Source organism: Nonomuraea sp. N2-4H, from assembly GCF_045291505.1.
Lineage (GTDB): Bacteria > Actinomycetota > Actinomycetes > Streptosporangiales > Streptosporangiaceae > Nonomuraea > Nonomuraea fastidiosa.
Map to the genome: position 1 here is coordinate 809872 of NZ_CP147987.1, position 25954 is coordinate 835825.

A 25954-nucleotide genomic window follows, 5' to 3' on the forward strand; every position below is an offset into this window, starting at 1 on the left:
TCATGGCCGACGTGGCCAAGGAGGCCGGCGTGTCGCATCAGACGGTTTCGCGCGTGCTCAACGGCCATCCGAACGTCCGCAGCGAGACCCGTACGCGGGTGCTCCAGGCCATCGACAAGCTCGGCTACCGCCGCAACCTCGTCGCCCGCGCCCTGGTCACCAAGCACTCGAGGACGCTCGGCGTGGTCAGCTTCGACACCACCCTGTACGGCCCGGCCAGCACCGTCTACGGCATCGAGCAGGCGGCCAGGGCGGCCGGCTACTTCGTCAGCGTCGTCAGCCTCACCTCGATCGACCGGGCCGGCGTCCGCGACGCCCTCGACTACCTGGCCGAGCAGGGCGTGGACGGCGCCGTGGTGGTCGCGCCGCAGCGCTCGGCCGCCGAGGCACTGGCCGACCTGCCGCCCGGCATGCCCGCCGTCGCGGTCGAGGGAGCGATCGGGGGCGAGGCCGGCGGCGGACAGGCCGGTGACGTCTCGGTCGTCTGCGTCGACCAGGTCGCGGGCGGCAGGCTCGCCACCGAGCACCTGCTGTCGCTCGGCCACGAGACGGTCTGGCACGTCAGCGGCCCCTCCGACTGGCTGGAGGCCGAGGGGCGCCTGGCCGGGTGGCGGGCAGCGCTGGAGGAGGCGGGCCGGGAGGTCCCGCGCCCGCTCGCCGGCGACTGGAGCCCGCGCTCGGGATACGAGGCGGGCCGCAGCCTGGCGCGCATGAGGAACGTCACGGCGGTCTTCGTCGCCAACGACCAGATGGCGCTGGGCGTGCTGCGGGCGTTCACCGAGCAGGGGGTGAGAGTGCCCGAGCAGGTGAGCGTGGTCGGCTTCGACGACGTCCCCGAGTCGGCGTACTTCTCGCCGCCGCTCACGACCATCAGGCAGGACTTCGACGCGGTGGGCAGGCACGGCATCGAGGTGCTGATACGGCAGCTCGAAGACGGCCACGACGGGCGGGAGCGGCTGGTGGTGCCGCCCTCGTTCGTGGCCAGGGCCAGTACGGCCCCCGTGGCCTGAGCCGCCGCGGCAAGGCAGGACGCGCTGCCCCCCCAGCCGGGGTGTTAGCGCTCACACCAGGAAGGAAACCCCCCACGTGTTCAAGAGGATCTCGGCGCTGATGCTCGCCGGGCTCACCGCGCTCGCGGTGACGTCCTGCGGTAGCGAGGGCGGCGGCACCGGTGGCGACGCAGGCGCCGGTGGCGGGAAGGACGACGCGATCGTCATGGGCTTCTCCCAGGTCGGCGCGGAGAGCGGCTGGCGTACCGCCAACACCAAGTCCGTGCAGGAGGCGGCACAGGCGGCGGGCATTGAGCTCAAGTTCTCCGACGCCCAGCAGAAACAGGAGAACCAGATCAAGGCGATCCGCTCGTTCATCCAGCAGCGGGTGGACGTCATCGCCTTCTCCCCGGTGGTGGAGTCGGGCTGGGACCCGGTGCTGAACGAGGCCAAGAGGGCGAACATCCCGGTCATCCTGACCGACCGCGCGGTGGACTCCCAGGACACCTCGCTCTACAAGACCTTCCTCGGCTCGGACTTCGTCGAGGAGGGCAGGAAGGCCGGTCAGTGGCTGGTCGAGGAGTACAAGGACTCCGACGAGACCGTCAACATCGTCGAGCTGCAGGGCACGACCGGCTCGGCCCCGGCCAACGACCGCAAGGCCGGCTTCGCCGAGGTCATCGGGAAGGACCCCAAGTTCAAGATCATCGCCTCGCAGACCGGCGACTTCACCCGGGCCAAGGGCAAGGAGGTCATGGAGGCCTTCCTGAAGGCCCACCCGGACATCGACGTCCTCTACGCGCACAACGACGACATGGGGCTCGGCGCCATCGAGGCCATCGAGGGCGCGGGCAAGAAGCCCGGCGAGGACATCAAGATCATCACCGTGGACGCGGTGCGCGACGGCATGCAGGCGCTCGCCGACGGCAAGATCAATTTCATCGTCGAGTGCTCGCCGCTGCTCGGCCCGCAGCTCATGGACCTGGCCAAGAAGATCGTGGCGGGCGAGCAGGTGCCGCCCAGGGTGGTGACCGAGGAGACCACCTTCACCCAGGAACAGGCCAAGGAAGCGCTGCCCAGCCGCCAGTACTGACCGGGCGCCGCAGGGCGTGACGACGAGGAGCGGCGGCCCGGCGCAGGCGTCCGGGCCGCCCCTCATGCACGGAAAAATCCACGGAAGGGGAAAGGCACATGGCCGTACCCGCGCCGGTCCTGACGATGAGCGGGATCGGCAAGAGGTTTCCGGGGGTGACGGCCCTGGACGGCGTGAACCTGCGGCTGCTGCCCGGCGAGGTGCACGCGCTGATGGGCGAGAACGGAGCGGGCAAGTCCACCCTGATCAAGGTGCTCACCGGCGTGTACGCCGCCGACGCGGGCACCATCGAGCTGGACGGCAGGCCCGTGGCGTTCGGCAGCCCGCTGGAGGCGCAGCAGGCCGGCATCAGCACGGTCTACCAGGAGGTGAATCTCTGCACGAACCTGTCCGTCGCCGAGAACATCCTGCTCGGCAGGGAGCCGCGCCGCCTGGGCCGCATCGACTGGCGGCGCATGCGGGCCCGCGCGGGCGAGCTGCTGGCGCGCCTTGAGCTCGATCTCGACGTGGCCGCGCCGCTGTCGTCGTACTCGCTGGCCGTGCAGCAGATGGTGGCGATCGCGCGGGCCATCGACATCGACGCGAAGGTGCTGATCCTGGACGAGCCGACCTCCAGCCTGGACGCCGACGAGGTGCGGCAGCTGTTCAGGGTGATGCGGCGGCTGAAGGACGAGGGCATCGCGATCCTGTTCGTCTCGCACTTCCTCGACCAGATCTACGAGATCTCCGACCGCATGACGATCCTGCGCAACGGCCGGCTGGTCGGCGAGTACGCCACCCGCGAGCTGCCGCAGGTCGAGCTGGTCGCGAAGATGATCGGCAAGGAGCTGGCCGCGCTGGAGCGGCTGCACGGCGCCTCCGAGGTGGCGGAGCGGCCGCTGGTCGAGGCGCGCGACCTCGGCCGCACCGGGGCGATCGAGCCGTTCAGCCTGACCATCCACGAGGGAGAGGTGGTGGGGCTGGCCGGGCTGCTCGGCTCCGGCCGTACGGAGATCGCCCGGCTGCTGTTCGGCGCGGACCACGCGAGCACCGGCGAGATCGCGATCGGCGGCAGGCCCGCCTCGCTGCGCACGCCGCGCGCGGCGATGAACCACAAGATCGCCTTCTGCTCGGAGAACCGCAAGGCCGACGGGCTGATCCCCGACCTCACCGTGCGCGAGAACATCATCCTCGCGCTCCAGGCCACCCGGGGCTGGACCAGGCCGGTGCCCCGCGACCAGCAGGACGAGCTGGTCAGGAAGTACATCGAGGCGCTCAAGATCAGCCCGCCCAACCCCGACCACCTGGTACGCGACCTCAGCGGCGGCAACCAGCAGAAGGTGGTGCTGGCCAGGTGGCTGATCCTGGAGCCCAGGCTGCTCATCCTGGACGAGCCCACCCGCGGCATCGACGTCGGCGCGAAGACCGAGATCCAGCGCCTGGTGGCCGAGCTGTCCGGCGGCGGGATGGCGGTGCTGTTCATCTCGGCCGAGCTTGAGGAGGTGCTGCGGCTCAGCCACAAGGTCGAGGTGCTGCGCGACCGGCGGCTGGTGGCCGAGCTGCCCAACGACGCCGGCCTGACCACCGACGTGCTGATGGAGACGATCGCGAGCGGAGGGCGGACCTCATGAGACGCCTGATCTGGCCGATCGCGGTGCTCATCGCGCTGCTGGCGCTGAACGTGTTCTTCACGCCCGGCTTCTTCTCGATCGAGGTCAAGGACGGCCACCTCTACGGCAGCCTCATCGACATCCTGCGCTTCGGCGCGCCGCTCATCCTGGTCGCGCTCGGCATGACGCTGGTCATCGCGACCGGCGGCATCGACCTGTCGGTGGGCTCGGTGGTGGCGATCTCGGGCGCGCTGGCCTGCCTGCTGATCAGCGGGGACGCGAGCGTGTTCACCGCCGTTGCGCTGGCGCTCGGCCTGTGCCTGGTGCTCGGGCTGTGGAACGGGTTCCTGGTGGCCGGCATCGGCATCCAGCCGATCATCGCCACGCTGATCCTCATGGTGGCCGGGCGCGGGCTCGCCCAGCTCATCACCGACGGGCAGATCATCACCGTCAACAGCCCGGCGTACAAGGAGATCGGCGCCGGCTACTGGCTGGCCCTGCCGTCCGGCATCATCATCGTGGCGGTCGTGCTGGCCATCACCGCGTTTCTGACGAGGAGGCTGGCGCTGGGCGTGCTCATCGAGTCGGTGGGCGGCAACGCCGAGGCGAGCAGGCTCGCCGGCATCAGGTCGCGCGGGATCATCGTCATGGTCTACGCCTTCGCCGCCCTGTGCGCGGGCGTCGCCGGCCTGATGATCAGCTCGAACGTCTCCAGCGCCGACGGCAACAACGCCGGCCTGTGGATCGAGCTCGACGCGATCCTGGCCGTGGTGATCGGCGGCACCTCGCTGGCCGGCGGGCGCTTCTCGCTCGGCGGCACCGTGCTGGGCGCGCTCATCATCCAGTCGCTGACCACCACGATCTACTCGATCGGCGTGCCGCCGGAGACGACGCTGCTGTTCAAGGCGCTGGTGGTGACGGCGGTCTGCCTCATCCAGTCGCCGTCGTTCCGTGCGAAGGTGCTGCGCGGGCGAGGGCGCGGGCGTGCGGCGCCGCCCCCGGTCCCGGCCCCAGCCGCACAGGAGGAGACGAGCGCGCCGGACGGAGTGAGGTCATGAGCACGATGAGCGGGACGGCGGCGCTCGGGCGGGTGTCCGTGCCGTCGAAGTACCTGCCGGTCCTGGTGACCGGCTGCCTGTTCGTGGCGATGTTCGTGGCGGGCGGCATCCGCTACGAGGGCTTCGCCCACGGGCAGGTCATCTTGAACGTCTTCATCGACAACGCGTTCCTGCTGGTGGTGGCCGTCGGGATGACGTTCGTGATCCTGACCGGCGGCATCGACCTGTCGGTCGGCTCGGTGGTGGCGCTGTCGACGATGATCGCGGCCAGCCTCATGGAGGGGCCCGGGTGGCCGCCGTACCTGGTGGTGCCGCTGGTGCTGCTCATCGGCTCGGGGCTCGGGCTGGTGATGGGGTACATCGTGCAGGCCTTCGACATCCAGCCGTTCATCGTGACGCTGGCGGGCATGTTCCTGGCGCGGGGCCTGTGCTACACGATCGGCACCGACTCGATCCCCATCCGCGACGCCACGTTCACGGCGTTCGCGCAGGCCAGGATCGATCTGTTCGCCGATCTGTGGATCTCGCCGAGCGTGGTGATCGCTGCCGTGGTGGTCGCGGTGGCGGCGTACGTGCTGCACTACACCCGCTTCGGCCGGTCGGTCTACGCGACGGGCGGCAACGAGCAGTCGGCGATCCTCATGGGGCTGCCGGTGGGCCGTACGAAGATCATGGTCTACACGATCAGCGGGTTCTGCTCGGCCCTGGGCGGGGTGCTGCTGACGTTCTACATGCTCTCCGGTTACGGGCAGCACGCCGCGGGCATGGAGCTCGACGCGATCGCGGCGGTGGTCATCGGCGGCACGCTGCTGACGGGCGGCAGCGGGTTCCTGCTGGGGACGGTGCTCGGCGTGCTCGTGCTCGGCCTGATCCAGACGATTCTGAGCTTCGAAGGGACGCTGTCGTCGTGGTGGACGAAGATCGTCATCGGCGCACTGCTCTTCGTCTTCATCCTCCTGCAGCGGCTGTTCTCGGTGCGGACGCGGAGGTGAAACGCTGGTAACCGGTAAGAAACCTGCCCATTTGCCCGCTCCGACGGGTGTCACGCCTGGTCAGAGGGGAGGCGGGCGGCTCGCGCAATCGACTGGAAAGTTACCATCAGGTTATGCCCGGGCGTTGACATGGTCGTTGTTAGCGATAACAATCGGGCGAAGCAGGTGTGTGCTTTGTTGTGATTCGTCCGGTTCTACGGACGGATCTCCTTACTTTATCCGGCAGCAGCCGCGTTCCAGCGCTGCCGCGACCCCCATGGAAAGGGACACTCATGAGGTTGGGACGAATCGGGGGCGTGGTGTCGGCCATCGCGCTCGCCGCGACCATGACGGCGTGTGGATCGAGCACGAAGACCATCGACGCCGAGACATCGGCTTCGGCCGCCGCCGGCAACGCGGGCGCCCTGATCGGCGTCACGATGCCCACCAAGTCATCCGAGCGCTGGATCCACGACGGTGACAACGTCAAGAAGCAGCTCGAGCAGCTCGGTTACAAGGTCGACCTCCAGTACGCGGAGAACGACATCCCGACGCAGGCCAACCAGATCGAGAACCAGATCACCAAGGGCGCCAAGCTCCTGATCATCGCCTCGATCGACGGTACGGCCATCACTTCGCAGCTCCAGCAGGCGGCCGACGCCAACATCCCGGTCATCGCCTACGACCGGCTGATCCGCAACAGCCCGAACGTCGACTACTACGCGACCTTCGACAACTTCAAGGTCGGCGTGCAGCAGGCGACGTCGCTGCTCAAGGGCCTCGGCGTCGAGGACGGCAAGAAGGGCCCGTTCAACGTCGAGCTCTTCGCCGGCTCGCCCGACGACAACAACGCCACGTTCTTCTGGAACGGCGCGATGTCGGTGCTCCAGCCGAAGATCGACGACGGCACGCTGGTGGTCAAGAGCGGCCAGACCGACTTCAAGCAGGCCGCCATCCTGCGGTGGGACCCCGCCACGGCGCAGAAGCGCATGGAGGACATCATCACCAGCACCTACACCGGCGGCACCAAGGTCGACGGCGTGCTCTCGCCGTACGACGGCCTGTCCATCGGCATCCTGTCGGCGCTGAAGAGCTCCGGCTACAGCAAGCCGTACCCGATCGTGACCGGCCAGGACGCCGAGCTGCAGTCGGTGAAGTCGATCATCGCCGACGAGCAGTACTCCACGATCTTCAAGGACACCCGCAAGCTCGCCGAGCAGACGGTCAAGATGGCCGACGCCGTGCTCAAGGGCCAGCAGCCCGAGGTGAACAACACCAAGGACTACGACAACGGCAACAAGGTCGTGCCCTCGTACCTGCTCGACCCGGTGATCGTCGACAAGAGCAACTACAAGGACGTCATCGTCGGCAGCGGCTACTACACCGAGGACCAGCTCAAGTAAGGGACCGTGCCCCGGGACGGCGTCTCGATGACGTCCCCGGGGCGGTATCCCTGAACGCGAGGGGCATATGACCGAGCACATCTTGCAGATGAGCGGGATCACCAAGACGTTCCCGGGCGTCAAAGCGCTCCAGGACGTCAACCTGTCGGTGCGCAGGGGTGAGATCCACGCCATCTGCGGCGAGAACGGCGCCGGCAAGTCGACGCTGATGAAGGTGCTGTCGGGCGTCTACCCGCACGGCACCTACGAGGGCGAGATCACCTTCGAGGGCAAGCGCTGCGAGTTCGGCGGCATCCGCGACAGCGAGCACGCCGGCATCGTCATCATCCACCAGGAGCTGGCGCTCAGCCCGCAGCTGTCGATCGCCGAGAACATCTTCCTCGGCAACGAGCGCGCCACCCGCGGCTTCATCGACTGGAACCGCACCAACTACGAGGCCGCCGAGCTGATGAAGCGGGTCGGCCTGCGCGAGAACCCGACCACGACGATCTCCGACATCGGCGTGGGCAAGCAGCAGCTCGTCGAGATCGCCAAGGCGCTGTCGAAGAAGGTGAAGCTGCTCATCCTCGACGAGCCCACCGCGGCGCTCAACGACGACGACTCGGCCCACCTGCTGGACCTGCTGCGCGGGCTGCGCGACGAGGGCATCACCTGCGTGATCATCTCGCACAAGCTCAACGAGGTGATCGCGATCGCCGACTCCGTCACGATCATCCGCGACGGGCGCACGATCGAGACGCTGGACATGGCCACCGACAACGTCACCGAGGACCGCATCATCGCGGGCATGGTGGGCCGCGCGCTCGACAACCGCTTCCCGCCGCACGAGCCGAAGATCGGCGACGAGGCGCTGCGCATCGAGGACTGGACGGTCTACAGCCCGGCCCAGCCGGACCGCAAGGTGGTCGACGGCGCCTCGCTCATGCTGCGGCGCGGCGAGATCGTCGGGCTCGCGGGGCTCATGGGCGCCGGGCGCACCGAGCTGGCGATGAGCGTCTTCGGCCGCACGTACGGGGTGCACATCTCCGGCAAGATCTTCAAAGACGGCAAGCCGGTCGAGATCCGCAACGTCCAGGACGCGATCAGCCACGGCATCGCCTACGCCTCCGAGGACCGCAAGCGCTACGGGCTCAACCTCATCCAGGACATCAAGACCAACATCAGCGCCGCCGGGCTCAAGAGCCTGGCCAAGCGCGGCTGGGTGAACGAGAACGAGGAGTACCGGGTCGCCGAGGAGTTCCACAAGAGCATGAACATCAAGGCCCCGAGTGTGGACAGCATCGTGGGCCAGCTCAGCGGCGGCAACCAGCAGAAGGTCGTGCTGTCGAAGTGGATCATGACCGAGCCGGACGTGCTCATCCTCGACGAGCCCACCCGGGGCATCGACGTCGGCGCCAAGTACGAGATCTACACGATCATCAACAGGCTGGCCGACCAGGGCAAGGCCATTCTGGTGATCTCCTCTGAGCTGCCCGAGCTGCTCGGCCTGTGCGACCGCATCTACACGCTCTCCGAAGGACGCATCACCGGAGAGGTGCCCCGCCAGGAGGCCACCCAGGAAAGCCTCATGTATCTCATGACCAAGGGACAGGAGTAGCTCCCATGAGCAGCATCACGCCCACCGGCCTGCGTGAGGCCGGAGCCGCGGGCGAAGGAGGAAAGGCGCCCAGGCAGCCGGGCCGGGTGTCGCTCGGCGGCGTATCGCTCAACCTGCGATCGAGCGGCATCTACATCGCCTTCGCGCTCATCATCGTGCTGTTCTCGGTGCTCACCGACGGCGCGCTGCTCCAGCCGCAGAACATCTCCAACATCATCGTCCAGAACTCCTACGTCCTGATCCTCGCGATCGGGATGATCCTGATCATCATCGCCGGGCACATCGACCTGTCGGTCGGCTCGGTGGTGGCGGTCACGGGAGCTCTGGCCGCGGTGCTCATGGTCAACATGGGCTGGCCGTGGCCGCTGGCCCTGCTCGCCACGCTGGTGGCGGGCGCGCTCATCGGAGCCTGGCAGGGCTACTGGATCGCGTACTTCGGGATCCCGGCGTTCATCGTGACGCTGGCCGGCATGCTGCTGTTCCGCGCGCTGACGCTGACCGTCCTCGGCAACCAGGGCATCGGGCCGTTCCCCGACCAGGTCCGTACGCTGGCCAACGGCTTCACCGACGGCTACCTCGGCAACATCGGCCTCGGCCCGCTCGGCGGCGCCGACCTGTTCAGCCTGCTCATCGGCATCGTCGCGATCGCCGGCATGGTCGCCGCGCAGTGGCGCACCAGGAGCGCGCGCAAGGGTTACGGCCAGGCCGTCGAGCCCATGGCGCTGTTCGTGCTGAAGATGGCGGCGGGCGCCGCGATCATCCTGTTCCTGGTGGTGCAGCTCGCCCGGTTCAAGAACCTGCCGTGGGTGCTCGTGCTGCTGGCGATCCTCGTGCTGGGCTACTCGCTGATGGCCAACCGCACGGTCTTCGGCCGGCAGATCTACGCCATCGGCGGCAACCTCCAGGCCGCGATCATGTCCGGCGTGAAGGTCAAGTCCGTCGTGTTCTGGATCTTCGTGAACATGGGCGTGCTGTCGGCCATCGCCGGCATCATCTTCGCCGGCCGGCTCGACCAGGCGGGCCCGACCGCGGGCAACAGCTTCGAGCTCGACGCGATCGCCGCGGCGTTCATCGGCGGCGCGGCCGTGCAAGGCGGCGTCGGCAAGGTGGTCGGCGCCATCACCGGCGGCCTGATCATGGCGGTCATCAACAACGGCATGTCGCTGATCGGCTCCCCGAGCGAGCGGGTCATGCTCGTCAAGGGCGCGGTGCTGCTCGCGGCCGTCGCGTTCGACGTCTGGACCAAGCGCAGGGCGGGTGCCGCAGGACGCTGAGAGCTCATGGGGAGCCCGCCACCAAGATCACGCGGGCTCCCCTGAGTAAGATCCCCCCGAGCGAAAGGAGAGACCGTGACGACCCCCAAGCGTCGCGTGCCGGTCATGGCCGACGTGGCCAGGGAGGCGGGCGTGTCGCACCAGACGGTCTCCCGGGTGCTCAACGACCATCCCAACGTCCGGCCGGACACCCGCGCCCGCGTGGAGGCGGCGATCAGCCGGCTGGGCTACCGCCGCAACCTCGCCGCCCGCGCCCTGGTCACCAAGCGCTCGCGCACCCTGGGCGTGGTCAGCTTCGACACCACCCTGTACGGCCCGGCCAGCACCATCTACGGCATCGAGCAGGCGGCGAGGACCGCCGGCTACTTCGTCAGCATCGTCAGCCTGAAGTCGATCGACACCGCGAGCGTCGGCGACGCCATCGACTACCTCGCCGAGCAGGGCGTGGACGGCGTCGTGGTGGTGGCGCCGCAGCGCTCGGCCGGGCGCGCCCTGGAGAACCTGCCCGCCGGCATGCCCGCGGTCGCGGTCGAGGGCACGCACAGCACCGATGTGTCGGTGGTCTGCATCGACCAGGCCGAGGGCGCCAGGCTCGCCACCCGCCATCTGCTGGAGCTGGGCCACGAGACGGTCTGGCACGTGGCAGGCCCGCAGGACTGGTTGGAGACCGAGGGCCGCATCGAGGGCTGGCGCTCGGCGCTGGAGGAGGCGGGCCGCCCGGTGCCCGAGCCGCTGGCCGGTGACTGGAGCCCGCGCGCCGGCGACGAGGCCGGCAAGAGCCTGGCCGGCATGGACGGCGTGACCGCCGTGTTCGCGGCCAACGACCAGATGGCGCTCGGCGTGCTGCGCGCCCTGTCCGAGAAGGGAGTGCGGGTGCCGGAGCAGATGAGCGTGGTCGGCTTCGACGACATCCCCGAGTCCGAGTTCTTCTCGCCGCCGCTCACCACGGTCAGGCAGGACTTCGACGTGGTGGGGCGCCACTGCATCGAGGTGCTGCTGCGGCAGATCGAGGCGGGGCCGGCCGCGTTCGAGCGGCTGGTCGTGCGGCCGAGCTTCGTGGTGCGGGCCAGCACCGCCCCTGTCCGGTAGATGATGGGCATGCCCCCGGAAACCCCTGGAGTTCAATGTGAACGCTAACAAGTACGTCGTCGGAGTGGACTTCGGCACGTTGTCAGGACGTGCCGTCGTCGTACGCGTCAGCGACGGCGCCGAGCTGGGCAGCGCCGTCCACGAGTACGCGCACCGCGTCATCGAGCAGACCCTGCCCGGCACCGACGTGCGCCTCGGCCCCGACTGGGCGCTGCAGTCGCCGCAGGACTGGCTCGACGTGATCAAGAACGCGGTGCCGCAGGCGATCGCCGCCGCGGGCGTGCCGGCCGCCGACATCATCGGCATCGGCACCGATTTCACCGCCTGCACCGTGTTGCCGACCACGGCGGACGGCACGCCGCTGTGCTTCGAGACGCCGGAGGTGCCGCACGCCTGGCCCAAGCTGTGGAAGCACCACGCCGCGCAGCCGCACGCCGACCGCATCAACGAGCTGGCCGCACGGCGCGGCGAGAGCTGGCTGCCCCGCTACGGCGGCAAGATCTCTTCGGAGTGGGAGTTCGCCAAGGCGCTGCAGGTGCTGGAGGAGGCCCCCGAGGTCTACGCCAGGGCCGAGCGCTGGATCGAGGCCGCCGACTGGATCATCTGGCAGCTCACCGGCGTGGAGAGCCGCAACATCTGCACGGTCGGCTACAAGGGCATCTTCCAGGACGGCAGCTACCCGTCGCGGGAGTTCCTGGCCGAGCTGAACCCGGGCTTCGCCGACTTCACCGACAAGCTCGCCACTGGCCAGGTCGGCGACGACGTGAACGGCGTCACGCTGGCCCCGCTGGGCGGCCTGGCCGGCGGCTCACCGCGCAGGCGGCCGAGTGGACCGGCATCCCCGAGGGCGCGGCCGTCGCCGTCGGCAACGTGGACGCCCACGTCACCGCGGCCGCCGCCGACGCCGTCAGGCCCGGCCAGATGGTCGCCATCATGGGCACCTCCACCTGCCACATCATGCCGAGCGACCGGCTGGCCGAGGTGCCCGGCATGTGCGGTGTCGTCCAGGACGGCATCGTGCCGGGGCTGTGGGGCTATGAGGCCGGGCAGTCCGCGGTCGGCGACATCTTCGCCTGGTTCGTGGAGAACTTCGGCACCGAAGGCCACGACGAGCTGACCGCGCTGGCCGAGAAGCAGGCCGTCGGCCAGCACGGGCTGGTCGCGCTCGACTGGTTCGGCGGCAACCGCTCGGTGCTGGTCGACCACAACCTGTCCGGCGTGATCGTCGGCCAGACCCTGGCCACCAAGCCCGAGGACGTCTACCGGGCGCTCATCGAGTCCACCGCCTACGGCGCGCGGATGATCGTCGAGACGTTCGAGCAGTCCGGCGTGCCGGTCGAGGAGTTCGTGGTGGCCGGCGGGCTGCTGAAGAACTCCTTCCTCATGCAGGTCTACGCCGACGTGCTGCGCCGCCCCCTGTCGGTCATCGGCTCCGACCAGGGCCCCGCGCTCGGCTCGGCCATCCACGCCGCGGTCGCCGCCGGCGCCTACCCCTCCATCGAGGAGGCCGCCGCGGCGATGGGCAAGCGCACCGAGCGGGCCTACGAGCCCGACCCGGACCGCGCCGACGCCTACGACCGGCTCTACGCCGAATACCGCAGGCTGCACGACTTCTTCGCCGACGGACGGATGCTGCACACGCTGCGCGCGATCAGGAACGAGGCAAGCGCATGACTTCCCCCGATGTGACCACTCTCCGCAAGACGGTCGCGGACCTGCACGCCGAGCTGGTCCGCTACAACCTGGTGGTGTGGACGGCCGGCAACGTGTCGGGCCGCGTGCCGGGTGAGGACCTCTTCGTCATCAAACCGTCAGGCGTTTCCTACGACGAGCTGACCCCGGACAACATGGTCGTGTGCGACCTGGACGGCAACCTCGTCGAGGGCGAGCACTCGCCGTCCAGCGACACCGCCGCGCACGCCTACGTCTACCGCAACATGCCCGACGTGGGCGGCGTCGTGCACACCCACTCCACGTACGCCTCGGCCTGGGCCGCCCGCGGCGAGGCCATCCCGTGCGTGCTGACCGCGATGGCCGACGAGTTCGGCGGCGAGATCCCGGTCGGGCCGTTCGCGCTCATCGGCGACGACTCCATCGGCAAGGGCATCGTCGAGACGCTCAAGGGCCACCGCTCCAAGGCCGTGCTCATGCAGAACCACGGGGTGTTCAGCATCGGCAAGGACGCCAAGGCCGCCGTGAAGGCCGCCGTGATGTGCGAGGACGTGGCCCGTACGGTGCACATCGCCCGCCAGCTCGGCGACCCGCTGCCCATCGCGCAGGACGACATCGACCGCCTCTACGACCGCTATCAGAACGTCTACGGACAGAGGAGCCCGCGTTGACAATCTGGTTTCTGACCGGCAGCCAGGGGCTGTACGGCGAGGACACGCTGCGCCAGGTGGCCGAGCAGTCCCGGCGCATCGCCGAGCAGCTTCCCCTGCCGGTGGAGTGGAAGCCCGTCCTGACCGACGCGGCGGCCATCCGGCGGGTGATGCTGGAGGCCAACGCCGACGACGACTGCGCCGGCGTGATCGCGTGGATGCACACGTTCTCCCCGGCGAAGATGTGGATCGCCGGGCTGGACGCGCTGCGCAAGCCGCTGCTGCACCTGCACACGCAGGCCAACGTCGAGCTGCCGTGGGCCACCATCGACATGGACTTCATGAACCTCAACCAGGCCGCACACGGCGACCGTGAGTTCGGGTTCGTCCAGACGCGCCTCGGCGTGCCGCGCAAGACGGTGGCAGGGCACGTCAGCGACCCTGCGGTGGGCGAGCGCATCCTCGCCTGGCACCGGGCCGCGACGGGCCTCGCCGAGCTGCGCACGCTGAAGCTGGTCCGCTTCGGCGACAACATGCGCGACGTGGCGGTGACCGAGGGCGACAAGGTCGAGGCGCAGCTCCGCTTCGGCGTCTCGGTCAACACCTACGGCGTCAACGACCTGGTCGAGGCCGTGGACGCCGCCTCCGACGCCGAGGTGACCGCGCTCGTCAAGGAGTACGAGGAGCAGTACCGCGTCGTGCCGGAGCTGCTCGGCGAGCGCAACGAGTCGCTGCGCTACGCGGCCAGGATCGAGCTGGGCCTGCGCGGCTTCCTGGAGGCGGGCGGCTACAAGGCGTTCACCACGAACTTCGAGGACCTCGGCGGGCTGCGCCAGCTCCCCGGCCTGGCCGTGCAGCGGCTGATGGCCGACGGCTACGGCTTCGGCGGCGAGGGCGACTGGAAGACCTCGGTGCTGGTGCGGACGCTGAAGGCCATGACCGGCGGCAAGGGCGGCACCTCCTTCATGGAGGACTACACCTACAACCTGACGCCGGGCCAGGAGCTGATCCTGGGCGCCCACATGCTGGAGGTCTGCCCGTCGATCGCGGCGGACACGCCGTCGTGCGAGATCCACCCGCTCGGCATCGGCAACCGCGAGGACCCGGTGCGGCTGGTCTTCGACGCCGAGCCCGGCCCGGCCATCGTGGTGGGCCTGGCCGACATGGGCGACAGGTTCCGGCTGGTGGCCAACGAGATCGACGTGGTCGCCCCGCCGCAGCCGCTGCCCAAGCTGCCGGTGGCGCGCGCGGTGTGGAGCCCGCGCCCGAACCTGCGCACCTCCACCGAGTCGTGGCTGACCGCGGGCGGCCCGCACCACACGGTGCTGTCGAAGGCGGTGGGCCGCGAGGAGCTGACGGACCTGGCCGACATGCTGGGCGTGGAGCTGGTGATCATCGACGCCGACACCACGACCGAGCGGTTCGCCAAGGAGCTGCGCTGGAACCAGGCGTACTACCGGCTGGCCCAGGGCCTGTGAGCCCGGCGGGTTCCCGCGCCGGGCTCGCAGGCCCGGCGCGGGGACTCGCGGGCACCCGCCGGAGGGCGGCGGGCGATGTTGTGGGAAGGTGAACCGCGTGACGCTGACCAACTGGGCTGGAAACACCACATTCCACGCGAAAGAAGTCCATCATCCGACGTCCCTCGACGAGCTGCAGCGGCTCGTCGCGGGCAGCAGCAGCGTACGGGCGCTGGGCAGCGGCCACTCCTTCAACCACGTCGCCGACACCACCGGCGACCTGGTGGTGCTGGACCGCATGCCCGAGCTCGTGGAGATCGACAGCGCCGCCGCCAAGGTGCGCGTCGGCGCCCGCATCACCTACGCCCAGCTCGCGCCGCTGCTGCACAAGGCCGGGTTCGCGCTGGCGAACATGGCCTCGCTGCCGCACATCTCCGTCGCCGGCTCGGTCGCGACCGGCACTCACGGCTCCGGCGTCACCCAGCCGGGCCTGGCCTCCGCCGTGTCCTCGATCGACCTGGTCACCGCCGACGGCTCGCTGCTGACGCTCTCGCGCGGCGACGCCGACTTCCCCGGCGCGGTCGTCTCGGTGGGGGCGCTCGGCATCGTCACCTCGCTCACGCTCGACCTGGTGCCCGCGTTCGAGCTGCGCCAGTACGTACGCGAGGGACTGACCCCCGACGCGCTCGCCGACTTCGACGCGATCATGGCGAGCGGCTACAGCGTCAGCCTGTTCACCGACTTCCGCGACACCCGCGTGTGGCTCAAGCGCGAAGACGAGCTGACCGACCCCGACTGGTACGGCACCACGCCCGCCGACGGCCCGCGCCACCCGCTGCCCGCCATGCCGCCGGACACCTGCACCGGCCAGCTCGGCGTCCCCGGCCCCTGGTACGACCGGCTGCCGCACTTCCGCGCCGACTCCCCGCCCAGCGGCGCGGGCGACGAGCTGCAGTCGGAGCTGCTGCTGCCCAGGGAGCACGCGGTCAAGGCGCTGCGCGAGCTGTTCGCGATCGGCGACCGCATCCGCCCGGCCCTGCAGATCTCCGAGATCCGCACCATCGCCGCCGACGAGCTGTGGCTGAGCCCGTTCAACGGCCGCGACACCGTCGGCATCCACTTCACCTGGGTCAGGGACGTCGACACCGTCATGCCCGTGCTGGAGCTGGTCGAGCGGACGCTGGCGCCGTTCGACCCGCGGCCGCACTGGGGCAAGCTGTTCACCCGCTTCCCCGAGTGCCCGCCGCGCTTCAAGGAACTGGCGCGCAGGCTCGATCCCACGGGCAAGTTCGGCAACGCGTTCACCCGCGTACTGCTGGGGGAGTAGCGCATCCGCGCGGGGCTGCGCCGCATGACGTAGCCCCGCACCGGTCCGCGAGACGATGTGCCGCGCCCGCCCGTCGGCGATCGTGAAGTGCATGACAGACCACCCCTTCAGATTCGGCGCCGTCGGTGGGCGGGCGCCCGATGCCGCCGCGTGGACCGGCCTCGCCCGCAGGGCCGAGAGCCTGGGATACGGCACGCTGCTGGTGCCCGACACGCTCGGCACGTTCTCGCCGTTCCCCGCCCTGGCCGCGGCCGCCGCGGCGACCACGACCCTGCGCCTCGGCACGTACGTGCTGAGCGTCGCCAACCGCACCCCGCGCGCGGTCGCGTGGGAGACCGAGACCCTTCAGACGCTCAGCGGCGGCCGGTTCGAGCTGGGGCTCGGGGCCGGGCGGCCGGACGCCGAGCAGGACGCGGCGGCGCTCGGCGTGCCCTACGGCACCCCGGGCGAGCGCGTCGAGCGGGTCATGCGGACCATCGACGCCGTCGGGAACACGCGGATCCTGGTGGCCGCGTCAGGCCCCAAAATGCTGCGCCTGGCCGCGCAGAAGGCCGACACGATCGCGCTCGGCCTGCCGGTCCACTACACCGAGGAGCAGGTGGCGGCCAGGCTGGACGAGCTGTACGAGCTGTCCGGCGACCGTTTCCACGACCTGGAGCTGGCCATGAACCTGGCCTTCGCCGGCGAGGACCCGCCCGGCTGGGTAGCAAGCCGCTTCGGGCTCACCGGCACCGGCGTGCTCATCGGCACGCCCCAGCAGATGGCGGACACGCTGCTGCGCCGCCGCGACAGCCTCGGCGTGTCGTACGTCTCGGTGAACGCCCAGTGCATGGAGGCGTTCGCGCCCGTCGTGGAACGCCTGGCCGGAACCTGACAGGAGTTGACAGGTAAGCCTGCCAGGCTGTCCTCATGACCCGGATGACAGCCAAAGGGACTTTCGATATCACCGTCTGGACGCCGCAGCCGCCGGTGCACGAGCGCGACGGCGTCACGATCCAGCTCGTCACCCTCAACAAGACCTGGCACGGCGACCTGACCGGCAGCAGCGTCGTCACCATGCTGACCGCCACCACGCCGGTGGAGGATTCGCGCTCGTACGTGGCGATGGAACGCTTCGAGGGCACCCTGCACGGCCGGTCGGGGTCGTTCGTGGTGCAGCACGACGGCGTGAGTGACGCGGGCGCTCAGTCGACGCTGGTCAGGGTCGTGCCGGAATCGGCGACCGGCGAGCTGCGCGGGCTCAGAGGCCAGATCGGCATCTCCATCGCCCCCGACGGCACCCACTCGTACACCTTCGACCACACGCTCTGAGCGCATCTTCGGCCGCACGTTCCGAGCCGCCCCGCCGTACCGAACAGTGGCGGTAAAACCGGTGGCCTCTCGGGCGCCGCCCGTGAAACGGTCGAGTCCTGATGATCCGATGGAACGAGGCAGGACACGAGCGATCGGCGCCCTGGCGATCCGTGCTCGGCGCGCCGCCACCCGCCCGCGTGGTCGTCGCCGACGACCGCACCAGAGCCGCCACCGCGTATCGGCTGGCCTGCGAGGGCACCGCGCTGCTGTGGCGCGGCGACTTCCACAACGCGCGGCAACTGCTGGCCGCGATGGGGCGGCGCGGCAAGCCCGCCGCCCCTGGCAGCGACTTCCACCGCTACCGTCAGGCCCGTGCGCAGCGCGCCCGCACCCTCGGCATGCTGCTCATCCCGTACGACGCGGGTCACGTGGTGCCGCTGCGCCGCGCCCCCGACGTACGGGCGGCCTGCGCCGCCGTGCACGGCCCGCACGCCCCGCCCGCGGTGGGCCCGCTGCGCGAGCTGCTCGGCCTGATCGGCGCGCACGAGTGGCGGGTGAAGGGCGTGCACGTGCCCGCGCTCGGCGCCCGCGTCCACCCGCACTACGGCGTCTTCTCCCCGGTCAGGAGCGAGTACGTCGACCTGGTGGCGCAGGCGCCGCTGCCCGGCGACCGGCTGGCCTTCGACATCGGCACCGGCACAGGCGTGCTCGCGGCCGTGCTGGCCAGGCGCGGGGTGCGCCGCGTGGTGGCCACCGACCTCGACGCGCGGGCCGTCGCGTGCGCCGGCGACAACCTCGGCAGGCTGGGGCTGGCCGACCGGGTCGAGGTGATGAAGGCGGACCTGTTCCCGCCCGGCCGCGCGCCGCTGATCGTCTGCAACCCACCGTGGCTGCCCGCCAAGCCGGTCACGCCGCTCGACCACGCGGTCTACGACCCGGGCGGCCGCATGCTGCGGGGCTTCCTGGACGGGCTCGCCGAGCATCTGGAGCCCGGGGGCGAGGGCTGGCTCATCATGTCGGACCTGGCCGAGCACCTGGGGCTGCGCGGCCGGGGCGAGCTGCTCGCGGCGTTCGAGCAGGCGGGCCTGCGGGTGGCCGGCCGCCTCGACGTGACACCGCGCCACGGACGTTCCCGTGATCCGGACGACCCGCTGCACGCCGCCCGCGCGGCCGAGGTGACCTCGCTCTGGCGGCTGCGCCGCTGACCGCCGCTGTCTGCCCGGGTCCCGGACGCGTGGCCCGGCCGCCTGGTATGGCCGGACACCGGCCCCGGCGCGCCCGCATGTTAGCCGGGGCCTCTCCGCGGCAGAGGAGACGTATGCATATTGCGGGAGTACAGACCGTTTTGCCCGAACATCGTTACGGGCAAGCGGAGATCACCGAGGCGTTCTCCCGGCTGACCGACTGCGACGAGGAGCTGCTTCGCCGGTTCCACGCGGCCACCGGCGTCCAGGGCCGCAACCTCGCCCTGCCCCTCGCCGACTACGCCAAGCTCGACTCCTTCGCGCGCGCCAACGACGTCTACGTCGAGCGCGCGCTGGAGCTCGGTGAGCAGGCACTTGCCGGGGCGCTGCGCAAGGCGGACATCCCTCCTGAGAAGGTCGATCTTCTGCTGTTCTGTTCGACCACCGGGCTGTCCACGCCCTCGCTCGACGCCAAGATCGCCCAGCGGATCGGGCTGCGGCCCGACGTCAAACGGGTGCCGGTGTTCGGGCTCGGCTGCGCCGCCGGCGCGTCCGGGCTGTCCCGCCTGCACGACTACCTGCGCGGCTGGCCGGCACACGTCGCCGTGCTGGTCTGCGTGGAGCTGTGCTCCCTGACCATCCAGCGTGACGACACCTCCATCGCGAACCTGATCGCCAGCGGGCTATTCGGCGACGCCGCCGCCGCGGTCGTCGCCACCGGGCGCGGGCCCGGCCCCGAGGTGGTCGCCACCCGCAGCCGCCTGTATCCCGACACCGAGCACCTCATGGGCTGGAACGTCGGCGACCACGGCTTCCGCATCATGCTGGACGCCGACCTCACCTCCTTCGTCGAAGAGGTGCTCGCCGCCGACATCAAGGCGTTCCTCGCCGACTACGGGCTGACCACCGACCAGGTCGCCAACTGGATCTGCCACCCCGGCGGGCCCAAGGTCATCGAGAAGATCGCGGACACGCTCGGCCTGCCGCCGAAGGCGCTCGACGTGACCTGGCGATCCCTGCGCGAGCACGGCAACCTGTCGTCGGTCTCCGTGCTCCACGTCCTGCAGGAGACCCGGGGCCGGCCCGGCACGCCCGCCGTGCTGATGGCCCTCGGCCCCGGCTTCTCCGCCGAGCTGCTGCTGCTGCACTGGTGAGCGCTTATCTCGTCCTCGTCGGGCTGGTCGTCCTGGAACGGCTGGCCGAGCTCGTCGTGGCCCGGCGCAACCTCGCCTGGGCCCGCGCGCGGGGCGGCGTCGAGTACGGCAGGGGGCACTACCCGTTCATCGTGCTCCTCCACGTGGCGCTGCTGGCCGCCGCGCCCGCCGAGGTGTGGGCTTTGCACCGGCCCTTCCTGCCCGCGCTCGGCTGGCCGATGCTGGCCCTCGTCGTGCTGGCCCAGGGGCTGCGCTGGTGGTGCATCCGCACGCTCGGGCACCAGTGGAACACCCGCGTCGTGGTGGTGCCCGGCCTGCCGCTCGTGGATCGCGGGCCCTACCGGTGGTTCCGGCACCCCAATTACGTGGCCGTGGTCGCCGAGGGCATCGCGCTGCCGCTGGTGCACACCGCCTGGGTGACCGCCGTGGCGTTCACCGCCGTCAACGCCGCGCTGCTCGCCGTCCGCATACGCGTCGAGGAGCGGGCTCTGGCACTCTGAGGTGCCATGGACGAAGTGCTGACCATGATGCGCGAGGCGGCCGGACGTACCGCCGACCTCGTCGAGAGCGTGTCCGGCGACGAGCTCTCGCGACCCACGCCCTGCTCCGAGTACGACGTCAAAGGGCTGATCAACCACCTGGAATGGGCCATGACCCTGTTCGAGTCGGTGGGGGAGGGCGGCGGGTTCCCGCCGCAGAAGGAGTACACCGGCGACTTCCGCGCGCGGGCCGAGCGCATGCTGGCCGTCTGGGAGCGTCCTGAGACGTGGGAGGGCACGTGCGAGGCCATGGGCGGCCTGCCCAAGACGACGCTGGCCCGCATGGCGCTGACCGACCTCGTCGCCCACGGCTGGGACCTCGCCAAGGCGACCGGCCGCGACTTCCAGGCGTCGCAGGCGGCGGTGGAGCTGCTGGTGGAGTTCGTCGCGCAGCAGGCGCCTGTGGGGCGGAAGATGGGCGCGTTCGGGCCCGAGGTGAAGGTGCCGGACGACGCTCCCGCGTTCGACAGGTTCCTCGGCCTCATCGGGCGGGACCCGGCCTGGAAGCCGTGACGCCCTGAACGGGCCGTGGCCGCCTTGCGCGCGGGCCGCGATGCTGAGCGGCGCCGTGTCACGGCGCCGTCCCCTTCTCGCGGGCTCGCCGCCTCAGGGATCTCACCCGTCACAAAGCATCACGTGCTGATCGCGGTTTGTGCTCGCTTGTATCACCGGCCCGGCCGGGCTGTGCGGCATTCCGTCGTACGGCTCGGAGGTGTTGAGATGAAATTTCGGCCTTTAGCGGCGAGCATCGGCCTGGTAGCGCTCCTCGGCCTGGCGGCCTGTGGCGGTGGCGGCGCCACGAGCGGCGACACCAGGCCCGCGCCGGCCCGGCAACCGGGCGTACCGGAAAGCCGGATGACCGCCACGACCGCACCCGATGAGCAGAACGAGCGGGACGAGCAGGAGACCACGACGGCGCAGATCTCCACGTTCGCGCTGGACGTGGACACCGCCTCGTACGGCTACGCCCGCCGCGCGCTCGAGGAGGGCCGCTGGCCCGCTCCCGCCGAGATCCGGCCAGAGGAGTGGGTCAACGCCTTCAGGCAGGACTACGCGCAGCCCTCCGACGACGGCTTCACCGTGCACATGGACGGCGCCATGCTGCCCGGCCGCGACGAGGCCGTGATGCGGGTGGGCCTGCAGACCCGCGCCTCCGACCCGGCGGCCCGCCGGCCCGCGAACCTCACGTTCGTGGTGGACGTGTCCGGCTCGATGGCCGAGCCGGGCCGGCTCGACCTGGTGAAGGCGGCGCTGCTCAAGCTGCTCGACCAGCTCGCGCCCGGTGACCAGGTCTCCATCGTGTCCTTCAGCGACGACGCCGACGTGCTGGCCAGGATGACCCCGCTCACCGCGAGGGACGAGCTGCGCGCCGCCGTCGGCGAGCTGGCCATCGGCGGCGGCACCGACCTGGAGTCCGGCCTGGTCGCCGGCTACCAGGAGGCGGCCAAGGCGTACCGGCCGGCCGCCACCAACCGCGTCATCGTGCTCTCCGACGGCCTGGCCAACCAGGGCGACACGCAGTGGCGGTCGCTGCTCGACCGGGTCAAGGACTACGCGGGCAGGCAGATCACGCTGCTCACCGTCGGCGTCGGCCGCGAGTACGGCGACGAGCTGATGGAGCAGCTCGCCGACAATGGCGACGGCATGGCCGTGTACGTCAGCACCCAGGAGGAGGCCGACAAGCTCTTCACCACGCAGCTTCCCGCCACCATCGAGCTGCGCGCCCGCGACGCCAAGGCCCAGGTCGTCTTCAACCCCTCCGTGGTGGAGAGCCACCGCCTCATCGGCTATGACAACCGCACCATCGCGGCCGAGGAGTTCCGTGACGACGCCCGCGACGGCGGCGAGATCGGCCCCGGCCACTCCGTCACCGCCCTGTACGCGGTCAAGCTCAAGCCCGGCGCGCGCGGTCAGGTCGCCCAGGCCACCGTGCGCTGGCAGGACCCCGACACCAGGGAGGCGTCGGAGGCGAGCGAGACGCTGTCCTCCGGCGACCTGGCCGGCGACCTGTGGGGTGAGGCGTCACCCCGGCTGCAGGTGAACGTCGTGGTGGCGGCGTTCGCCCTGTACCTGCGCGACAGGAAGGCGTTCGGCATGGACTTGCCCGAGCTGGCGAAGCACGCCTGGCCTCGCGCCCGTGACCGAGGATCCGATGGTGTCCGAGCTGGCCACGCTCATCGAGAAGGCCAGGTCGATCGCATGATTCCGGTCCCGGGGTTCCGGCTCCTTGCCGGGGCCCCGGGAAAAGGCGTGCAGAGAGGGTCTCAAAGTCGGATACACTCGTACAGGCACGCGGGGCTATGGCGCAGTTGGTAGCGCGCCTCCATGGCATGGAGGAGGTCTGGGGTTCGAATCCCCATAGCTCCACAGCGCGTGACGAGGCCGCTCCCGGGGTTCGGGAGCGGCCTTTTTCACGCCTTCTCTTCGGCGGCCGCGGCCCGTACGTGGTCGGCGGCGCGGAACGTGCGGCGGTAGGCGAGCGGCGCGACGCCGACGGCCGCGTGCAGGTGCTGGCGCAGCGAGACCGCCGTGCCGAAGCCCGCCCGCCTGGCCACCTCCTCCACGCCCAGGTCGGTCGTCTCCAGCAGGTGCCTGGCGTGGCGGACCCGCTGGCCGGTCAGCCACTTCGCCGGGCTCTGCCCGGTCTCCTCGCGAAAGCGCCGGGTGAACGTACGGATGCTCATCTTGGCGTGCTCGGCCAGCGCGGCGAGGTCGAGCGGGGCGTCGAGGTTGGCGAGCATGTACTCACGGGTGGCCGCCGTGCCGCCGCCGGCCTCGTCGGGCAGCGGCCGGTCGATGTACTGCGCCTGGCCGCCCTCGCGCCACGGCGGCATCACGCACCGCCGGGCCGCGGCGTTGGCCACCTCGCTGCCGTGGTCGCGCCTGATCACGTGCAGGGCGAGGTCGAGCCCGGCGGCCACGCCGGCCGACGTCAGCACGTCGCCGTCGTCCACGAACAAGACGTCGGGGTTGAGCGCGACCCGCGGGAAGAGGCGAGCGAAGCGCGGCGCCTCGGCCCAGTGCGTGGTGGCCGGCCGTCCGTCCAGCAGCCCGGCCGCCGCCAGCACGAACGAGCCCGTGCAGATCGACATGACGCGGGGCCGCCCCCGCAGCGCGGCGCGGAGCGTGCCGGAGATCGTGCCATCCCGCAGCACCGCACCGCCGTGGACGCCGGGCACCACCACGGTGTCGGCGGTGTCGAGCACGTCGAGGTCGTGGTCGGGCAGCACGGTGTAGCCGGCCTCGCAGCGTACCGGCATGCGGCCCTCCGAGCAGGTCACCACCTCGTACAGGCGCTCGCCCGACGGCGTGCGCGCCGCATGGAAGACCTGGCCGGGCACCCCGAGGTCGAGCGGCGCGAAGTGGTCGAGCACCAGCACGGCGATGCGATGAACCATGGCCGGATTCTTGCACATATTGGCTTTCCGGCCACTCGTGGCGATGCGCGGTGATCCTCCAGGATGTCCGCATGACTGTGCGCACCACCCCCGCCACCCGCCGCAGGGTGCATCGGGCCTGGTACGTGGCGGCCGTCGCGTTCGTGGCCATCCTGGGCGCGGCCGGCTTCCGCGCCACCCCCGGGGTGCTGATCACCCCGTTGCAGGAGGAGTTCGGCTGGTCGGCGGGCACGATCTCGTCGGCGGTCTCGATCAACCTGGTGCTCTACGGGCTGACCGCGCCGTTCGCCGCAGCCCTCATGGACCGCTTCGGCATGCGCCGCGTGGTCGCCGCCGCGCTGCTGCTGATCGCCGCGGGCAGCGGGCTGACCGTGCTCATGACGGCGAGCTGGCAGCTCCTGCTGTTCTGGGGTGTGCTGGTGGGCCTGGGCACGGGGTCGATGGCGCTGGTGTTCGCCGCGACGGTGGTGGACCGCTGGTTCGTCCGCCACCGGGGGCTCGTCACGGGCGTGCTGACCGCCGCGGGGGCCACCGGGCAGCTCATCTTCCTGCCCCTGCTCGCGCACCTCGCCGAGGGGCCCGGGTGGCGCGTCGCCTCGCTGACCGTGGCAGGGGCGGCGCTGGCCGTGGTGCCGTTCGTGTGGTGGCTGCTGCGCGACCGTCCCGAGGAGGTCGGCACCACCGCGCTCGGGGCGGAGCCCGGCGCCGTGCGTCCCGCGCCGCCCACCGGGGTCAATGCGGCGGTCAGGGCCGTCAGCGTGTTCGCGAGCGCGGCGCGTACCCGCCCGTTCTGGCTGCTCGTCGGCGGCTTCGCGATCTGCGGCGCCAGCACGAACGGCCTGGTCGGCACCCACTTCATCCCCGCCGCTCACGACCACGGCATGGCCGAGCCGGTCGCCGCGAGCCTGCTCGCCGTCATCGGGATCTTCGACATCGTCGGCACCGTCGCATCCGGCTGGCTCAGCGACAGGATCGACCCCAAGGTGCTGCTCGGCGTCTACTACGGACTGCGCGGCCTGTCGCTGATGGTGCTGCCCGGCCTGTTCGCGGCCACCACCGAGCCCAGCATGCTCATCTTCATCGTCTTCTACGGTCTCGACTGGGTGGCCACCGTGCCGCCGACCGTCGCCCTGTGCCGGAAGATCTACGGCACCGACGGCGCCGTGGTGTTCGGCTGGGTGTTCGGCTCGCACCAGGTGGGCGCCGCGATCGCCGCCGTCGGCGCCGGACTGACCCGCGACCACCTGGGCGCCTACGACCTCGCCTGGTACGCCGCGGGCGCCCTGTGCCTCCTCGCCGCCGGCATGTCACTGGCCATCGGGCATGCTAGAGGGCGATGAACGCCGAGCTTTATGTGTTGCCGCTGGTCGTGCGGATCGAGCGCGCCACGCCCCCCGAACGCACCGATGCCCTGGAGGCCGCCGCCAAGGCGGTGCTGGACCTGCTGGCCGACCCGGGGGAGTGGGCCGCCGAGGTGCACGCCTGGGAGGCGACCGGGAAGATCCGCAAGGTGGTGCGCAGGGCCAGGGGCGCCGAGTGGCGCCGCGCCGTCGCGCTGCCCGGCCGTACGATCGAGCACCGCACCGCCGAGGTGCGCGTGCACCCGCCCGTGCCGCTCGACGGCTGGCCCCGCGACCTGGCCAGGCTCCAGGTCAAGGGCACCGAGCTGACCGACACCGTCGCGCCGGGCCCCGCCGAGCCGCCCATCCTGTGGGAGAACCCGGCGCTGGAGATGTCCGCGGGCAAGGCCATGGCGCAGGCCGGGCACGCCGCCCAGCTCGCCTGGTGGGCCAGTGACGAGGGCGAGCGGGCGGCCTGGCGGGAGCAGGGGTTCCCGGTGACCGTGCGCAAGGCGGAGAGCCCGGCCGCGTTCGAGGCCATGGCGGCGGCCGGGCTGCCGGTGGTGCGGGACGCGGGGTTCACGGAGATCGAGCCGGGCTCGTGCACGTTCGTGGCCGACGCGCCGTGGCTGGCCGGACGGGTGGCCCGACCCTGAGGCTGATCGAGGAGGGTGGCCGCTTTCTGCCCCGACCAGACCGAAAAGGCGCCTTTCCGGAAACGCCAAGATTGCACTTCGGTAGCTTCATGGGCGCAATGCCGGGATATGTCGTACGCTCCCGTCGTGCCACATGGGGAAGATGAGGTCAAGGGTTCCCAAGTGAGACCGCCCGTGCGTCGCGGGATCCCGGCTTCTCCCCCAAACGCTCCCGCATCGGTG

Annotated in this window: 22 protein-coding genes, 1 tRNA gene and 1 pseudogene; 23 read left to right on the forward strand and 1 reads right to left on the reverse strand. The window is 70.7% G+C overall.

Going from position 1 to position 25954, the window contains the following annotated elements; genetic code table 11:
- Positions 1–2: 2 nt before the first annotated feature.
- From WBK31_RS03765 to WBK31_RS03865, 21 genes and pseudogenes are all read left to right on the forward strand, one after another.
- Entirely contained in the window at positions 3–1010 is a 1008-nt protein-coding gene (locus WBK31_RS03765; protein WP_406675443.1) for a LacI family DNA-binding transcriptional regulator, read from the forward strand.
- 76 nt (positions 1011–1086) lie between these two features.
- Positions 1087–2082 (forward strand): ABC transporter substrate-binding protein, encoded by a 996-nt coding sequence (locus WBK31_RS03770; RefSeq protein WP_378784676.1) that lies wholly within the window; start codon positions 1087–1089, stop codon positions 2080–2082.
- Positions 2083–2180: 98 nt separating this feature from the next.
- Positions 2181–3692: a sugar ABC transporter ATP-binding protein gene (locus WBK31_RS03775; RefSeq protein WP_364067098.1), complete on the forward strand. Its 1512-nt coding sequence runs from the start codon at positions 2181–2183 to the stop codon at positions 3690–3692.
- Positions 3689–4729, forward strand: a complete 1041-nt coding sequence (locus tag WBK31_RS03780) for an ABC transporter permease (protein ID WP_364067096.1) — start codon at positions 3689–3691, stop codon at positions 4727–4729. Before WBK31_RS03775 ends, WBK31_RS03780 begins: the two co-directional genes overlap by 4 nt.
- Positions 4730–4734: 5 nt before the next feature.
- Positions 4735–5721 (forward strand): galactofuranose ABC transporter, permease protein YjfF, encoded by a 987-nt coding sequence (yjfF, locus tag WBK31_RS03785; RefSeq protein WP_378790133.1) that lies wholly within the window; start codon positions 4735–4737, stop codon positions 5719–5721.
- A 272-nt stretch (positions 5722–5993) separates the two neighbouring features.
- Positions 5994–7103 carry a multiple monosaccharide ABC transporter substrate-binding protein gene (gene chvE / locus WBK31_RS03790; RefSeq protein ID WP_364067092.1) on the forward strand — a complete coding sequence of 370 codons (1110 nt, stop codon included), beginning with the start codon at positions 5994–5996 and terminating at the stop codon, positions 7101–7103.
- A 67-nt stretch (positions 7104–7170) separates the two neighbouring features.
- The gene (mmsA, locus tag WBK31_RS03795) at positions 7171–8700 is read left to right on the forward strand and encodes a multiple monosaccharide ABC transporter ATP-binding protein (RefSeq protein ID WP_364067091.1); all 1530 of its coding nucleotides are present in this window, start codon (positions 7171–7173) and stop codon (positions 8698–8700) included.
- Positions 8701–8705: 5 nt separating this feature from the next.
- Entirely contained in the window at positions 8706–9974 is a 1269-nt protein-coding gene (gene mmsB / locus WBK31_RS03800) for a multiple monosaccharide ABC transporter permease (protein WP_406674330.1), read from the forward strand.
- A gap of 75 nt (positions 9975–10049) precedes the next feature.
- Positions 10050–11063 (forward strand): LacI family DNA-binding transcriptional regulator, encoded by a 1014-nt coding sequence (locus WBK31_RS03805; protein ID WP_378784674.1) that lies wholly within the window; start codon positions 10050–10052, stop codon positions 11061–11063.
- 25 nt (positions 11064–11088) lie between these two features.
- A pseudogene (gene araB, locus WBK31_RS03810) lies at positions 11089–12737 on the forward strand (ribulokinase).
- On the forward strand, positions 12734–13405 hold the full coding sequence (locus WBK31_RS03815; RefSeq protein WP_364067083.1) for an L-ribulose-5-phosphate 4-epimerase: 672 nt from the start codon (positions 12734–12736) through the stop codon (positions 13403–13405). Before araB ends, WBK31_RS03815 begins: the two are co-directional and overlap by 4 nt.
- The gene (gene araA / locus WBK31_RS03820) at positions 13402–14862 is read left to right on the forward strand and encodes an L-arabinose isomerase (protein WP_364067081.1); all 1461 of its coding nucleotides are present in this window, start codon (positions 13402–13404) and stop codon (positions 14860–14862) included. Before WBK31_RS03815 ends, araA begins: the two co-directional genes overlap by 4 nt.
- A gap of 97 nt (positions 14863–14959) precedes the next feature.
- A complete protein-coding gene (locus WBK31_RS03825; RefSeq protein ID WP_378784673.1) occupies positions 14960–16168 on the forward strand; it encodes an FAD-binding protein in 1209 nt (402 codons plus the stop codon).
- Positions 16169–16259: 91 nt separating this feature from the next.
- Positions 16260–17042 (forward strand): LLM class flavin-dependent oxidoreductase, encoded by a 783-nt coding sequence (locus WBK31_RS03830; protein ID WP_364067077.1) that lies wholly within the window; start codon positions 16260–16262, stop codon positions 17040–17042.
- A 44-nt stretch (positions 17043–17086) separates the two neighbouring features.
- Positions 17087–17479 (forward strand): DUF3224 domain-containing protein, encoded by a 393-nt coding sequence (locus tag WBK31_RS03835; RefSeq protein ID WP_364067076.1) that lies wholly within the window; start codon positions 17087–17089, stop codon positions 17477–17479.
- Positions 17480–17580: 101 nt separating this feature from the next.
- A complete protein-coding gene (locus WBK31_RS03840) occupies positions 17581–18666 on the forward strand; it encodes a methyltransferase (protein WP_364067075.1) in 1086 nt (361 codons plus the stop codon).
- 113 nt (positions 18667–18779) lie between these two features.
- Positions 18780–19799, forward strand: a complete 1020-nt coding sequence (locus tag WBK31_RS03845; RefSeq protein WP_406674331.1) for a type III polyketide synthase — start codon at positions 18780–18782, stop codon at positions 19797–19799.
- A complete protein-coding gene (locus WBK31_RS03850) occupies positions 19796–20299 on the forward strand; it encodes an isoprenylcysteine carboxylmethyltransferase family protein (protein ID WP_364067072.1) in 504 nt (167 codons plus the stop codon). The genes WBK31_RS03845 and WBK31_RS03850 overlap by 4 nt, the downstream gene beginning before the upstream one ends.
- 6 nt (positions 20300–20305) lie before the next feature.
- The gene (locus tag WBK31_RS03855) at positions 20306–20851 is read left to right on the forward strand and encodes a TIGR03086 family metal-binding protein (protein ID WP_364067071.1); all 546 of its coding nucleotides are present in this window, start codon (positions 20306–20308) and stop codon (positions 20849–20851) included.
- Between the two features lie 207 nt (positions 20852–21058).
- Entirely contained in the window at positions 21059–22654 is a 1596-nt protein-coding gene (locus WBK31_RS03860; RefSeq protein WP_406674332.1) for a von Willebrand factor type A domain-containing protein, read from the forward strand.
- Positions 22633–22705: transfer RNA gene (locus WBK31_RS03865), tRNA-Ala, on the forward strand. The genes WBK31_RS03860 and WBK31_RS03865 overlap by 22 nt, the downstream gene beginning before the upstream one ends.
- Positions 22706–22749: 44 nt before the next feature.
- Here the strand turns inward: WBK31_RS03865 and WBK31_RS03870 are convergent.
- Positions 22750–23736 carry a GlxA family transcriptional regulator gene (locus tag WBK31_RS03870; protein WP_406674333.1) on the reverse strand — a complete coding sequence of 329 codons (987 nt, stop codon included), beginning with the start codon at positions 23734–23736 and terminating at the stop codon, positions 22750–22752.
- 71 nt (positions 23737–23807) lie between these two features.
- On the opposite strand from WBK31_RS03870, the gene WBK31_RS03875 reads away from it, so the two are divergent.
- Together WBK31_RS03875 and WBK31_RS03880 are read left to right on the forward strand one after the other, a co-directional pair.
- Positions 23808–25076 (forward strand): MFS transporter, encoded by a 1269-nt coding sequence (locus WBK31_RS03875; protein ID WP_406674334.1) that lies wholly within the window; start codon positions 23808–23810, stop codon positions 25074–25076.
- Positions 25073–25732, forward strand: a complete 660-nt coding sequence (locus WBK31_RS03880) for a peptidyl-tRNA hydrolase (RefSeq protein WP_364067066.1) — start codon at positions 25073–25075, stop codon at positions 25730–25732. The genes WBK31_RS03875 and WBK31_RS03880 overlap by 4 nt, the downstream gene beginning before the upstream one ends.
- Positions 25733–25954 lie beyond the last annotated feature (222 nt).